The 12,926-nt window shown below is 65.7% G+C and carries 12 protein-coding genes; 3 read left to right on the forward strand and 9 right to left on the reverse strand.

What is annotated here, in order from left to right; genetic code table 11:
• Positions 1 to 251: 251 nt before the first annotated feature.
• Positions 252 to 1,079: a class I SAM-dependent methyltransferase gene (locus NKH31_RS08550; RefSeq protein ID WP_254864719.1), complete on the reverse strand. Its 828-nt coding sequence runs from the start codon at positions 1,077 to 1,079 to the stop codon at positions 252 to 254.
• Between the two features lie 105 nt (positions 1,080 to 1,184).
• Complete coding sequence (locus tag NKH31_RS08555) at positions 1,185 to 2,003, reverse strand: helix-turn-helix transcriptional regulator (RefSeq protein ID WP_254864720.1); 819 nt, start codon at positions 2,001 to 2,003, stop codon at positions 1,185 to 1,187.
• A gap of 194 nt (positions 2,004 to 2,197) precedes the next feature.
• Between NKH31_RS08555 and NKH31_RS08560 the strand changes: the two genes are divergently transcribed.
• Positions 2,198 to 2,635: a hypothetical protein gene (locus NKH31_RS08560; protein ID WP_254864721.1), complete on the forward strand. Its 438-nt coding sequence runs from the start codon at positions 2,198 to 2,200 to the stop codon at positions 2,633 to 2,635.
• A gap of 104 nt (positions 2,636 to 2,739) precedes the next feature.
• Positions 2,740 to 3,405 (forward strand): LUD domain-containing protein, encoded by a 666-nt coding sequence (locus tag NKH31_RS08565; RefSeq protein WP_254864722.1) that lies wholly within the window; start codon positions 2,740 to 2,742, stop codon positions 3,403 to 3,405.
• Between the two features lie 57 nt (positions 3,406 to 3,462).
• On the opposite strand, the gene NKH31_RS08570 is transcribed toward NKH31_RS08565, so the two are convergent.
• The 4 genes from NKH31_RS08570 to NKH31_RS08585 all read right to left on the reverse strand — a co-directional run bounded on the left by NKH31_RS08570 (position 3,463) and on the right by NKH31_RS08585 (position 8,418).
• Positions 3,463 to 4,749: an ABC transporter permease gene (locus tag NKH31_RS08570; RefSeq protein WP_254864723.1), complete on the reverse strand. Its 1,287-nt coding sequence runs from the start codon at positions 4,747 to 4,749 to the stop codon at positions 3,463 to 3,465.
• A complete protein-coding gene (locus NKH31_RS08575) occupies positions 4,742 to 5,935 on the reverse strand; it encodes an ABC transporter permease (protein ID WP_254864724.1) in 1,194 nt (397 codons plus the stop codon). The genes NKH31_RS08570 and NKH31_RS08575 overlap by 8 nt, the downstream gene beginning before the upstream one ends.
• Positions 5,932 to 6,726, reverse strand: coding sequence for an ABC transporter ATP-binding protein (locus NKH31_RS08580; RefSeq protein ID WP_254864725.1), 795 nt, complete (start codon positions 6,724 to 6,726; stop codon positions 5,932 to 5,934). Before NKH31_RS08580 ends, NKH31_RS08575 begins: the two co-directional genes overlap by 4 nt.
• Before the next feature lie 111 nt (positions 6,727 to 6,837).
• Positions 6,838 to 8,418, reverse strand: coding sequence for a CARDB domain-containing protein (locus NKH31_RS08585; protein ID WP_254864727.1), 1,581 nt, complete (start codon positions 8,416 to 8,418; stop codon positions 6,838 to 6,840).
• Positions 8,419 to 9,102: 684 nt separating this feature from the next.
• On the opposite strand from NKH31_RS08585, the gene NKH31_RS08590 reads away from it, so the two are divergent.
• Complete coding sequence (locus NKH31_RS08590; protein ID WP_254864728.1) at positions 9,103 to 10,152, forward strand: hypothetical protein; 1,050 nt, start codon at positions 9,103 to 9,105, stop codon at positions 10,150 to 10,152.
• A 10-nt stretch (positions 10,153 to 10,162) separates the two neighbouring features.
• Here the strand turns inward: NKH31_RS08590 and uppS are convergent, their stop codons facing one another.
• From uppS to NKH31_RS08605, 3 genes are all read right to left on the reverse strand, one after another.
• Positions 10,163 to 11,143 (reverse strand): polyprenyl diphosphate synthase, encoded by a 981-nt coding sequence (gene uppS / locus NKH31_RS08595; RefSeq protein ID WP_254864729.1) that lies wholly within the window; start codon positions 11,141 to 11,143, stop codon positions 10,163 to 10,165.
• Positions 11,144 to 11,218: 75 nt separating this feature from the next.
• Positions 11,219 to 11,770 carry a metal-dependent hydrolase gene (locus NKH31_RS08600; protein WP_254864730.1) on the reverse strand — a complete coding sequence of 184 codons (552 nt, stop codon included), beginning with the start codon at positions 11,768 to 11,770 and terminating at the stop codon, positions 11,219 to 11,221.
• A 51-nt stretch (positions 11,771 to 11,821) separates the two neighbouring features.
• Entirely contained in the window at positions 11,822 to 12,832 is a 1,011-nt protein-coding gene (locus tag NKH31_RS08605; RefSeq protein WP_254864731.1) for an NAD-dependent epimerase/dehydratase family protein, read from the reverse strand.
• Positions 12,833 to 12,926 lie beyond the last annotated feature (94 nt).

Raw genomic sequence — 12,926 nt, forward strand, 5'->3', positions numbered from 1 at the left:
TTTGAATCCTATCAGTCGCGCGCAGCGAAGCGAGTACGTCTGAGTCCGGTTCAAACCCGGCCCGTTGCGCGAAGAGCGTTACTTCTCCGATATGTGTACGTATGGATCGCCGGGTGTTGCAGTCCTGCTAGGGTCGCCGTGGTAGCCACCGGCGGCCAGGCCAACCGCCGACGAGCGGGCGAGTGCGTTCGAGTCACGTACACGCACTGGCGGTAGTTCGCGGTGCGTCTTCCGAACGACGTTCCCGACGACTATCGGGTTGCGGTGACGACGTAGGATTCCATCGGCGAGACGATTCCGTCGTCGTCGACGTACTGTCTCATCTCGTCTTCGACGTCTCGGAGGAGGTCGTCTCGGGTGGCTCGGTCGACGGCCGCGATCGGTTCGGAAAGCGGGGAGCTCGCCGCTTCGCGTCGAACGAACGCCTCGACGGACGGATAGCGGATGGAGCCGATCTCGACGGTGATCGATACGTCGTCGAATCCCGCATCCAGAACGAGGGTTCGCACGTCGGTTGCGTTCCAGTCGGGGAACGGAGAGCGCATCATCGTCCCGGCTTCGTCGCCGACGTGTCGCTCTAAGGCCTCGGCTAGCACCGCGTACGCGGGGTGGTACTCGAGGGGCCGCCAGACGCTGAGTGTCAGAATTCCGGTTGGAGTGAGCACTCGCCTGATTTCTTCGACGGCAGCGGTCGGGTCGTCGACGAACTGAATCGATTGCTGCGCACAGACGGCGTCGAACTCTTCGTCGGGAAGCGGGAGGTCGGTCGCGTCGCCCCGTCGCCACTCGATCTGTGGTTGGCTGTCGGTCGCGGTTTCTTCCGCGACTGCGAGCATGCCGTCGTTGACGTCGAGTCCGACGACGCGTCCACTCGTCCCGACACGGGGTGCGGCCCGGCGGGCGACGATACCGGTTCCACAGCCGACGTCCAGGACCCGGTCTCCGTCACTGATACCGCTGGTTTCGACGAGTTGGTCGGCCCACGGCGCGAACATCGGTGGTACCAGGTACCGCTCGTAGGCTTCGGAGGCGTTCTGTTCGAGTTGCCAGCCGGTCGGACGACGCGCGTGATCGGTCATGCTGATTCACCACGGAACCGACTCCGCTGGGAGTGAACGTATAAATGTCTAGTGAAATATTTCACGCCGTGAAAGCCCGGTCGGGCGTCTGGGGTCGGAGATGGATCAGTGAAACGGTTCGACCGATTGAAGGTCGGTTTCGTCGTCGATCGTTCTGGCCTCGTTTCGGAGCTGTTCGTAGTGCGACCGCGCCCACGCCCGAAGGTCGTCGCTTTCGGTGTCGACGAGCGCCTGTAAGGCACCCGTGTTCGGGTCGTAACAGCAGAGACTGACGCGATCGTCGAACAGGCAGATGCCACACCGGTCGTCGAGCGGGAGGTCGTCGTGTACGAAGACGGTGTAGTTTGGTTGTGTCACCGTCTCTACGACCGTCTCTTCGTCCCACGAGAGTAGATCGTCTAACACGGTGGGCGGGTAGATGTACTCACACTCCAGACCGGTTCGGATCTGATCGAAGAACTCGGTTAAATTTCCCGATTTGAGAAGCGCCATACCGAATCCGGACATCGTTCTCGTCGCTTCGAGACACTCGGTGAGCCGTTCGATGGGCGTGAACGGATAGCCGGGTCCGGGGTGAGAAACCACCACGTCGGTGAATAATTCGACGCTAAATCCGTCGATATCGTGCGGGAGCCACGGCCATACCTCGCGGAGTCGCCGCTGGTAGGCCATCGCGCGCTGAAACTGCCCAAATTGATCGGCGACGTACGCCCCCAGGTCGGTAATTCGGTAGGTCGTTCCGTCTCGTTCGATCCAGTGGCGATCCTGAAAGTCAGCGAGGATTCGGCCCATGGTCGGCGCGGATGCGCCCGTTTCGGCGCGGAGGTCGGTCCGATCGCGCGGACCGTCGGCTAGCGCTTCGAGTACGCCGATCCGGTGGGCCGAACTGACCAGAAACTCGATATCGTCTGTGGGCGAATTCATGTTTATGCTATGTATTGGCATACAATACTCGTATAGCTACGGGGTCCCGTCGATTGTCGGCCGATTGATGCCGAGGAACGCGTTCTTCTTCGATTCGTCTCGTACCGATCGACCCGACGGCTGAGCGCTTTCGTGCGTGAATTTCTCTCGCCAAAACCGATGGCTTGATTGAGGAGCGATAGCCATCGGTGGGTATGTCAACGACCGATAGTCTGTCGAACGAAGCGGGTGAGATGAGCGAGACGATGCTGACGGTCATCGGCTGGGGGTCGGCTGTCATGTACGTCGTCGTATTCACCGCCGTCGGCGAGCTCGCGCTGGAAGACGCCGTTTACGGGGCGGTCGCGGGTATCATTGCGGGTGTAGGTGCGTTCTTGTTCATGCCGTGGTTCCTCCAGCTCTCTGCCATCCAGAACGAGGCGGCCGACGACGTGGCGTTTTCCGACGTCGTCGATCGGGCAACGGGAAGTACGCAACTCGGCGTGCTCGGGTTCGGCCTGGAGAGCGGGTCGATCCTGATGCTCGCCGCTGGCTTTGCGCTCGAGGAGCCGAATCTGCTCGTCGGTGCCGGCGCGGCGCTGGGTGGCGCGCTCGTCGTGTTCGCGCTAGGGTCGTTCGTCCTCGATCGGTGATTCTCCCGGGTGCCGTCGGTCGGCACGTTCGCCAACGGGCCCGCCGTGGGGAGCCTCTTGGGTCCCCGGCCCGTTTTATCCCACTGTGCGGTGTGCGTCGGCGTATGCCGGACGAGTACTTCACGAAGGACGATTTCGACGACGCCCTCGATATCGAGGCGGAGACATTCGACCAGGTACCAGATGACGAGACCGTAGAGCGGGTGATCTCGAACGTCGAAGATCGCAATATCGCAGTCAGCGTGTTCGACGAGCCAGACGCGGCGGTCGAACACCTCGAAGCGCAGCTTTCGGGAGCCGAGACGGTGAACAACGGTCACTCGACGACGCTGAAGGAGATCGGGTTCGTCGACGTGTTAGAGGCCGAAGACGGGTTCGAGTACGTCGGCAACCGGATCGCCGAGATCGACGACGATGACGAGCGCTTCGAGGCGCGGCGAAACGCGATGACGGTAGACCTGTTGTTCGACAGCGTGAACGCGATCGCCGAGAGCGGCGAACTGATCGGTGCGAACGCGCTCGGCAACGGCGTCGGCGCGTGGCCCTTCGGAGCGAAGCGACTCATTCTCGTCGGCAGTACGAACAAGATCGAACCCAGCTGGGCGGCCGCCGTCGAGCGCGTCAGGGAGTACGCCCTGCCACTAGAGGACGCCCGGGCTGAAGAGGTATACGGCCAGGGCAGCACCGTCGGGAAGCTAGTTAGCATCGAGCGCGAGACAGTCGACGACCGAACAGAGCTCGTGTTGCTCGACGACCGGTACGGGTTCTGACCTGACTATTCGACGGATCAGAGAGCGAGATCGCTCTCGGTGCTGTCCGTGTGCAGGTCAGCCACCCTGCGTCGACGAGGCCGGGTCGGGGAGTCGCCAGACGGCGATCGTCGCGGCGAGCGTCCCGAGTCCGAGGGCGATGACTCCCGAGGCCGAGATGGCGATCGACGGCACGGTAACGAGTCCCTCGTAGCCGACGATCCGGGCGACCAGGGCGTTGAGCCCCGACGCCGCGGGGTAGGCCAGGGCGATGCCGATCAGCCAGCCGCCCAGCCCGATGAGGCCGCCCTGGACCATCACCATGCCGGCGATCGTCCGTCGCGAGATACCGATGGCGCCGAGCGTTCGGAACGTCTCGCGGCGCAGGTAGACGTGCAGGGAGAGAAGCGTCGCGGTCAGCGCGGCGCCGGTGAGGACGGCGACGCCGGCGAGCAGTCCGGCGCCGACGAAGATGGCGGTCTGGTGGCCGATGACCGCCTCTAGCTGCTCTTCGTTCGTCCGGATCGCGTACTCGGGATGGGCGGCCTGGAGGTCTTCGCGGACGGCCGCAACGTCCGCGTCGTCGTCGACGGTGATGGCGATCATCGTCGCGGCGTCGGTGCCGGCGGTCCCCGAGAGGGTCTGGAGTTCGCTCGTTCGGAGCGTCACCGTCGCGGTTCCGAGAAACGAACTGAACGTTTCGGAGGTGCCGACGACTTCGTAGCGGGTCTGGCGGGCGGTCGAGAGCGAGCCGCCGAGGTAGACGTCGTCGCCGACTTCGAGGTCGAACCGGTCGGCGGTCGCCTCGTCGACGAGCAGTTGACCCGAGAGCGGCCCGTCGTAGGCGCCGTCGGCGTAGTGGGTATCCGGTCCCGAAAAGCCCTCGCCGTCGGCGATGGAGATTGCACTCCCGCCGCCGGGGACGCCGGTCGCGACGACGGTCTCTAGCTCGTCAGACTCCGTCCCGACGTAGAGCGTCTGAAACGCCATCGGGGCCGCCGTCGAGACGTCGTCGCGCGCTTCGATTTCGGCGGCGAGGTCGTGTGAGTCGTGCACCGTCGCCTCGAATCCACCGCCGCCGGCGACCGTCAGGCCGATCGCCTCACCCGTGAGCCAGAGGTCGCGGTCGGCCTGTTCGAACTGCTGGGCGCCAGTATCGAGGACGCCGGCGCTCGCGCCGCCGAGCAGGACCAACGTGAGCACGGCCAGCGCCACGCCGAACACGGCGAGGAGCGAGCGACCGCTGGCGTAGGTGAGGTCGCCCCAGGCGAGACCGACGATCGCCCGGAGGCGTCTGGGCAGTGATCGAAGCCGGCCCGCTTCGTCTCGCGATCTGCCGTCCCTTCGCGGCCGTCGGTCAGCCACGGAGATCACCGCCCGTCTCTAGCTGTCGTATCGCGATCGCGACGCTCGGCAGCGAACAGCACGCGATCACCCACGCGACGACCAACCCGTAGCCGAGAAAGAGCGGGTGGAACGCGAGCGGGGCTTCGAAGCCCGTCACCGTCCGTGTGAGCGCGTTTCCACCGCGGATGGTAGCGACGCCGATAGCGGTCCCGACGAGCCCGCCGACCGTCGCAAGAGCCAGCGCCTGAACGACGAACAGGCCTCGCCGTCGTCGCCGCGGAACGCCGATCGCGGCGAGCGTTCCGAGTTCTCGCCGATCGGCGAGGACGTCCATCGCGGTCGTGACGGAGACGAAGATCGTCCCGACGAGGATCGATACCACGAGGGCGGCCACGGAGAGCGCGAGCGGCAGGTCGGCCTCGCCGAGTCTCCCCATCGCGAGTTCGTCGCTGGAACTGACCTCGCTCTCCGGGTAGACGGCCTCGAGTTCGTCCGTATCGACGCCGGAGCCCCGAACGACGAACTGGTCCGCCGTGTCGTCGGCGTCGAGGAGGTCCTGTAACTGGCTCAGTTCGAACACGACGAGCGGGCTGGCGCTGGCCAGGCCGTCCGCGCCGCCGACGTCGGCGACCGTGCGGTCGCGCTCACCGATCGAGACGGTCTCGCCGGCGCGGACGTCGAGACGCGAGGCGGCTCCGTCGCTCACCACCACTCCGTCCGGTGCGGACGCGAGCGGCGACGGATCGATCCCGTAGAGGTCGATTCCGGCCGACGGATCGAGCCCGACCGCGACGACGAACTCGCCGCGATCGGTCCGAACCACGTCGGTGCGAACCGGCGTGACCGCGTCGACGCCGTCTACCGATCTGAGTCGGTCAGCGCCCTCGGTCACCGAGCCGAACTGGGGTCCGTCGGTCGCCACGAGCGGCGAGCTGGCGTCGTCTTCAGGGCTCACCCAGTACTCCTCGCCGCCGATCCCGGTCGCGGGGCCGACCATTCCGAGCGAGAGCGCGGAGACGACGAGCAAGAGCGAGACGGCGATCGCGACGCCCCCGATGGCCGCGAGAGTGCGCCGCGGTGCCGTCTGCCGGAGTCTCGTCCAGGTTCGCCGGGCGCCAAGTCGCCACCAGCCGATCCGCCGCCGGGTCCACGTGGCCAATCGTCCCCTCGATTTCGACGGACGATCGGACGCGTCGTCGCTCATGCGGTTCGAATCGCGTCGGCTCGGTCGCGGTCGACTCGCCGGCCGTCCCGGAGCCGGACGACCCGATCGACCGACTCGAGGATCGATTCGTCGTGGGTCGCGAGGACGACCCCGCGGTCCGTGGCGTGTTCCCGTAGAATCGCCAGCACGTCGGCGCCGGTCTCGGCGTCGAGTTCGCCGGTCGGTTCGTCGGCGATGAGCAGCGCGGGTTCGGTGACGAGCGCGCGGGCGATGGCGACGCGCTGGCGCTCGCCGCCGGAGAGCTGGGCCGGTCGGTGGTCGATTCGATCTCCCAGCCCGACCGACTCGAGCAGGTTCGTCGCTCGCTCGCGTCGCCGATCCGTGCGAACGCCGAGTTCGACCAGCGGCAACGCGACGTTCGTTCGGGCGGAAAACGACTCGAACAGACGGAAGTCCTGGAAGACGAAGCCGACGTGTCGGAGCCGGTGCCGGGTGAGTTCTCGCGAGCTACAGGTCGCGAGGTCGGTTCCTACGGCCGTGACGGATCCGTCGTCCGGCCGGGTGAGCCCGGCAAGCATCGAAAGCAGCGTCGACTTTCCGCTCCCGCTCGGGCCGGCGATTCCGACGATTTCGCCCCGACGGATCGTCAGCGAGACGTCGTCGACGGCGGCGACGATCGGCGCTTCGGCCGCGGTACCCGATCGGAGTCGCGACAGGCGGGAACCAGCCGATCGTCGATACCGCTTTCCGACGCCGTCGGCGCGGACGAGGGCGTCGTCGGCCGGGTCGTCGCGGGGGTTCGAGCGGGCGGATGATGCCTGTCGGGTCATCGGGGAGTTGACGGTGATGGGTAGTACGACGCTATGAATGTTTGCCATCGGCGGCTCGGCCGCGCCGTCGTCGACCGCGGCTCCTGGGGTCTCGGGAAGAATCAGCGCCGGTTAGTCGAGACGCCGGCGGGCGACGAGCAGCGTTAGCGAGATGGCGAGCAGTGCGGCGACGGGTCCGAAGCCGGGGATTCCGTCGTCGTCTTCGACGGTGACGGTTCCGATGGTGGCGTCGTTGATGGCGATCTCGTACTCGCCTTCGTCGTCGAACGTGTGGGTGAACGAGACCGTTTCCTCTTCGCCGGGTCCGAGGCTGATAGTCGTCGAGTCGACGGCCTCACCGTCGACGAACAGTTCGGCGGTGTGAGTGCCGGCCTCGCCGCCCTCGTTGACGATCGTCGCCGTCACGTCGATCGATTCGCCGGTCTCGACCTCGGTGTCGCTCACGAAGGCGTTACCGGTGACGAACTTCGCGGGTTCGGGTTCCGGTGGCTCGGTGTCGTCTTCGAAGGTGACGGTGGCGATCGATTCGCCGTTGACCGCGTAGTCGTAGGTGCCCGCGCCGGGCGCGTCGGAGACGGTGACGCTCTTGTCTTCGCCGGCGTCGAGCGAGACGGTCTCGGTGTGGATGACCTCGCCGTCGCGGGTGAACTCGAGCGTCGTCGTGCCGGAGGCGTCGCCGGTGTTCTGGACGGTCGCCGTGAGTTCGACCGACTCGTCGGCGCCGAGTTCGGTCGCGGAGGCGCCGGTCTTGACGATCTCGAAGGAGGCTTCAGGCGGGTCCGGCGGCGGTGGCGGGATGACTCCCGGCGAGTCTTCTTCGATCTCGATCGTCCCTTCACTCGTCGCGATCTGTTCGCCGTCTTCGGTGGCGGCGACGTGGACCCACTGGTACTCGCCCTCGGCCCAGTCTTCGAGCGTTTCGATGTCGACGGTGGCGTCGCCGTCGGCGCTGAGGGTGGTGACGGAGGCGTCGAGGCTCTCGTCACCGGGGTCGACGGTCGGTTCGTCCTGATCGAACTCGCCGGCGACGAACGAGAGGACGTCGGTCACCGCGTAGGTGCCGGAGACGCTCGTCGGTTCGATCGCCGAGCCGATCAGTGGCGCGTCCTCGTCGAGGTCGGCGACGCCGTACACCTCGCCGATCTCGGGCTCGAAGATGACGTCCTCGGAGCTGAAGTCCGTACTCGGGGCTTCGGTGACGTTGATGATGGTTTCGCTGTTTTCGAACGTTTCCTTGTGGTAGAGCGCGACGCCGTGGTGGACCTCGCCGTCGAAGGTGGTTCCGACGTCGAAGGAGGCGGTGTCGCCGGGTTCGATGTCTTCGACGCTCACCTCGGAGGATTCGGACTGGACGAGCAGGCCGTCGGCGCCGACGAGGGCGGAGTGACCGTTGACGGCGAGGTCGCCATCAGATGCGGAGAAGCCGGTTCCATCCTCGGTCACGGTGACCATGACGACGTACTGACCGGCACCGTCACCGAATTCCTCGTATTCTTCGGGAGTGAAGTTTATCGTGGTATCCTCGCCATCGAATTCGTTGATCGAATCAATTTCTTCGAACGTGACGTTTTCGTTCAGATTCTCTAGGCCGTCTTCGTCGAGCTTGTCCTGAAGTGCCCCGATGTCCATCGGGAAGTCGAGTAGAGACTGGGCGCTTTCGGAGTCAGAATCGAGCTGTCCAGCGATTACCACTAAATCAGATTCTTCAATCTCGGAAAAATCAGCATAGCCGCTTCCGAAATCGAGTGACACTTCTTCAGTAGCGTTGTAAACACCGATATTGTCGTATTCTGCTGGGGTTGTATAGTCTTCCCACGTGTTGACGAATAGGTGCTGATTCTCAATTTCCCATGCGGCAGTAGTAGTGTCTGCCCGTAGAGTCAGGGGCATAGGCTCCCAGACGGAGAGGTTGTCGTTTACCGTGTAGGTGTCGTCAAACTCACTCTCTTGTTGTGTATCGATACTGACTGAGGGGGTCAAATCGGCGGATGTCGTCGTGCCCGCGCTGGCTGCCACGCCGGCCATCGGCGAGATAACCAGCAGGGCTGCGACGATCACGATTGCCGGAATTCGCAGCATGGAACTACAATGTTATCGACTGGAGTTATAGGTTACCCATTATGTTTATAGTCCGTCGTTGATATTTTCCCGGCCGGCCGGATACCGTCTGCTCGCTGAGGGTTCACTCAACACCGTCCCGCCGTGTGATGAATCCTCCGTGTCGGCGCGAGGGAAGAACTGCGCCGATCGCGATCGATCGAAGTCTGGCCCAGCGGGCTGTCGAATGTATTCGACCGAAAGAATTACGGTTCATTCGGCGACACTCTCACCAAATTCAGACCGCCGTCGGGTCCTGCCCGCCGTCGATACACCACCATGCCCAACGCTCGCCCTGCCCTCCTCGTCCTCGTCGCGGTCGGTCTCGCCGTCGGTCTCCTGGCCGTCGGCACGATCGCGACCGATTCGTACGGCCTCTCGACCAGCCAGTCGACCGATACGCCCACGCAGACCGTGACTATACACGGCGACACGTACACGATCACGTCGATCGCGACGGCCGACCCCGACGCATCGTTCTCGGCCACGATCGACGTTCCGGATGGCTCGTCGTGGGTGCTCGATATCTACAACGATAACGAGCAGATCGAGATCGATTCGATCACCGGTGGCGGGCCGGATACCGTGACAGTCCCCACAGACGGCGTCGAGCCCGGAACCTACGCGCTGACGCTACAGTCCGGCGGCGACGTACAGGTCGTCAAACCCCTCGTCGTCGAGGGATACGCCGTCGACCTGAACGCGCCGAGTAGCCACCCGCCAGACGAACCGCTAGACCTGACCGTCGACGCGACGCCAACGGCTGCCTCGGGTGATCCCCCCGCCGTCGAGGTGGTCGTCTGGAACGGCGACTCTCACGAACGGCTCACCGCCGAGTCGGTCGGCGAGTACACCTACGAGGCGACCGTCGACGGACTCGAACCCGGCAGTTACCAGATCTACGCGGCCGCCGTCGGCACCGACACCGTCATGGGCGAACCCGAAGTGCTCGGCGCGAGCGGCGGGTCGTGGGTGACGGTCGAGGAGAGCGACGATTCGCCGCCCGAAAACGGGGACGACGGCGGAGACGACGATGAACCCGGAGACGGCGACGATGCGGATGACGACGGAAGCGGGGACGATGCGAATGGTGACGACGGTGACGACACCACTGGAGCGGACGGATCGAACGATGATCGAACCGACGATGCCGGCTCTGGCGACGCTGAAGACGACAGCAGCGACGACGCCGACACGATCGAGCCCGCCGATCCCGAAGACGGTGACGACGGTGACGACGGCACCGAAGCGATCCCCGCGTTCGGACTCGTCGCGGGAGTGTTCGCCGTGCTATTCGGGGCATCGTTCGCCGTTCGACGACGCGGCTAACTCGCGCCGCTCACTCGGGCCGATCGGCGTCTCGTCCGTCGCGGTGATCGTTCGCGACGCGATTGGGGCCGACTCCTTCCGGCGCGACGTCGAGCGCACCCGCGCGTTCGGTCTTCGGAAGCGAATCTCGAAACCGGCTGAAGACCGCTCTCGCCTCCGCGAGTTCGGGTTCGCCGACGGCCTTTAATAGCGCGAGCGCGCGGCGAGCGCGCGTCCGACGCCAGGACCGCTCGCGGTGTTCGTACGTCCTGACCGCGCGCAGGAAGTCGGCCCGGGAGAAGGCGGGCCAGTGGGGCGTACAGAAGTAGACGGCGGCTTCGTTGCCGTTGGCGTGCCATGGCAGGAAGTTCGAGGTGCGCTCGTCGCCGCCGGTGCGGATGATGAGGTCGACGTCGCGGACCGGCCGCTCGTAGAGTCGCCGCTCGATCGCTTCGACGTCGATGTCGTCCGGATCCAGGTCGCCGCGTTCGACGTCGCCGGCGACGCTCCGGGCGGCGGTGAGCAGTTCGTTTCGGCCGCCGTAGGCCAACGCGACGTTGAGCACGAACCGGTCGTACTGCGCGGTTCGCGACTCGGCGTACTCGATGGCCTCCTGGACGCGCTCTGGAAGTCGCTCGACGTCGCCGAGCGCGCGAATGCAGACGTCGTTCTCGTGGACGCGGTCGGCGTCGGCGAACTCCCGGAGTTTCTCACAGAGTAAGTCGAACAACGCCGCTCGCTCGTCGGGCGGTCGGTTGAAGTTCTCGGTCGAAAACGCGTAGAGGGTGAGTTCCGAGACGCCGACGTCCTGACACCACTCGAGGACGCGTTCGGTGGTCTCGGCTCCGGCGCGGTGACCGGCGGTCGCGGCCTCGCCCTTGCGCCTCGCGTAGCGCCGATTTCCGTCCTGAATCACGGCGACGTGCGTGGGCGCTCGATCGGGCCCGTCGAGTTCGCGCTGGAGCAGGCGCTCGTAGTACGCCCCGAGTCGCCGCCGAAACCGGCCGAGCATTACCTGACCGTATTCTCCGTCCATGTATGTGTGTTGTGGCTTCCATCTGGACGCGAGAGCCACGAGACGGGTCGATCACGTCCGGTGGCCGAACGTGCGCTGTATCCGGGCGATGACGGGCTCCGTTCCGGGATAGCCGTGGCCGCGCCAGACGTAGAGGGCGATCGCCGCCAGGACGAACTCGGAGAGGAAGTAGGGATCGCCGAGCGACTGTCTGAACAGTTCAGCTATCGAGGGAACCCCCGTCTCGTAGGGTTCGACCGACAGCACGGGCCACAGCAGGAATCTCGCCTCGCCCGCTCCCCAGAGGGCGGGTAGCGCGTCGACGAGGGCGTGCGAGAGCGCGCCGATGGCGAACGCGACGCCGAGTTCGGATCGGCCGAGGCGTCGAGTCGCCGCGTAGACGACGATCGAGACCGGAACGAGGACGAGTAGCGAGTGAGCGAGCGTCCGGCCAGTCGGGAGCGCACCGAGGTACCACGCGAGGGGCTTGTCGACAAGATCTGGAAACTGGCTTCCGATCGCGAGCGCGACGACGGGCAGCACGAGCGGCGGGCCCAGCGAGCGAACTCGGCGCGCGAGGGCGTACAGGAGGTAAGCGACGGCGAGGTGTCCGAGCGGCCACATCGTCTACGGAGTCGTCCGGGGACGCCCATAAACGACGCGTTCTACAACGACTCACTCGCCGGCCGATTGCCGGCGGTACCACTCGACGGTCTCGCGGATGCCTTCCTCGATGGGGACGGTCGCTTCGAAACCCAGTTCCTCGACGGCCCGCGAGACGTCGGCTTCGGAGCGTTCGATATCGCCCGCACGCGGGTCGGTGTAGACGATATCGGCGTCCGATCCGGCGGCCTCGCGGATGATCTCGGCGAGTTCGGCGATCGAGATCGAGCGGCCGGTGGCGACGTTGTACGCCCGTCCGACGCGGTCGGTCGTCGCGGCGGCGAGGTTCGCCCGGACGACGTCGTCGACGGCGACGAAGTCGCGGGTCTGGTCGCCCTCGCCGTGGACGGTGATCGGACCGCCCGAGAGCGCCTGTTCGACGAAGACGCGGATGACGCCCGCGTAATCGCCCCCGCTCTGGCCGGGGCCGTAGACGTTGAAGTAGCGAAGCGCGACGGTCTCGACGCCGTAGAGGTCGTGATAGAGGGTCGCGTAGCGGTCCGCGGCGAGCTTTTCGAGCCCGTAGGGCGACGTCGGCCGTTTCGGATCGGGTTCGGCGATCGGCACCGACGCTGGCTGGCCGTAGATCGCCGCCGACGAGGCGATAACGACGCGCGTATCGTGGCGTCGCGCCGCGTCGAGTAGTGCGAGTGTAGCTTGCGCGTTGACCGCGTGACTCTCTCGGGGCGTCTCGATCGACCGCTCGACGCTGACGACGGCCGCCTCGTGAAAGACCACGTCGGCCGCGGCGACGGCCGACTCGAGCGCCTCCTCGTCGCGAACGTCCGCCCGTACGACCGACGCCCCGTCGGGCACCGCCTCGCGATCGCCCGACTCGAACGAGTCGTAGACCGTGACGTCGGCGACCGGCGAGAGCGCCGCCGCGATCTTCGAGCCGATGAAGCCCGCCCCGCCGGTGACGAGCACCGCGCGTTCTCGCAGTTCGGGTGGCGGGGTCACCGTCGGTGCGGTTCCGACTGTGTCGACGGATTCGGCGTCAGGTTCTTCGTTCCGAGTTCGCATTCGTTGAATCCCTCTCCGGGAGCCGCTTTCAGTGTGGCGGTCGCCTGCACGCAGTGGTCTGTGCGACGATTGCCGCCCGTCTGAGCCGAGACGC

The sequence above is a fragment of the Halovivax gelatinilyticus genome, from assembly GCF_024300625.1.
Lineage (GTDB): Archaea > Halobacteriota > Halobacteria > Halobacteriales > Natrialbaceae > Halovivax > Halovivax gelatinilyticus.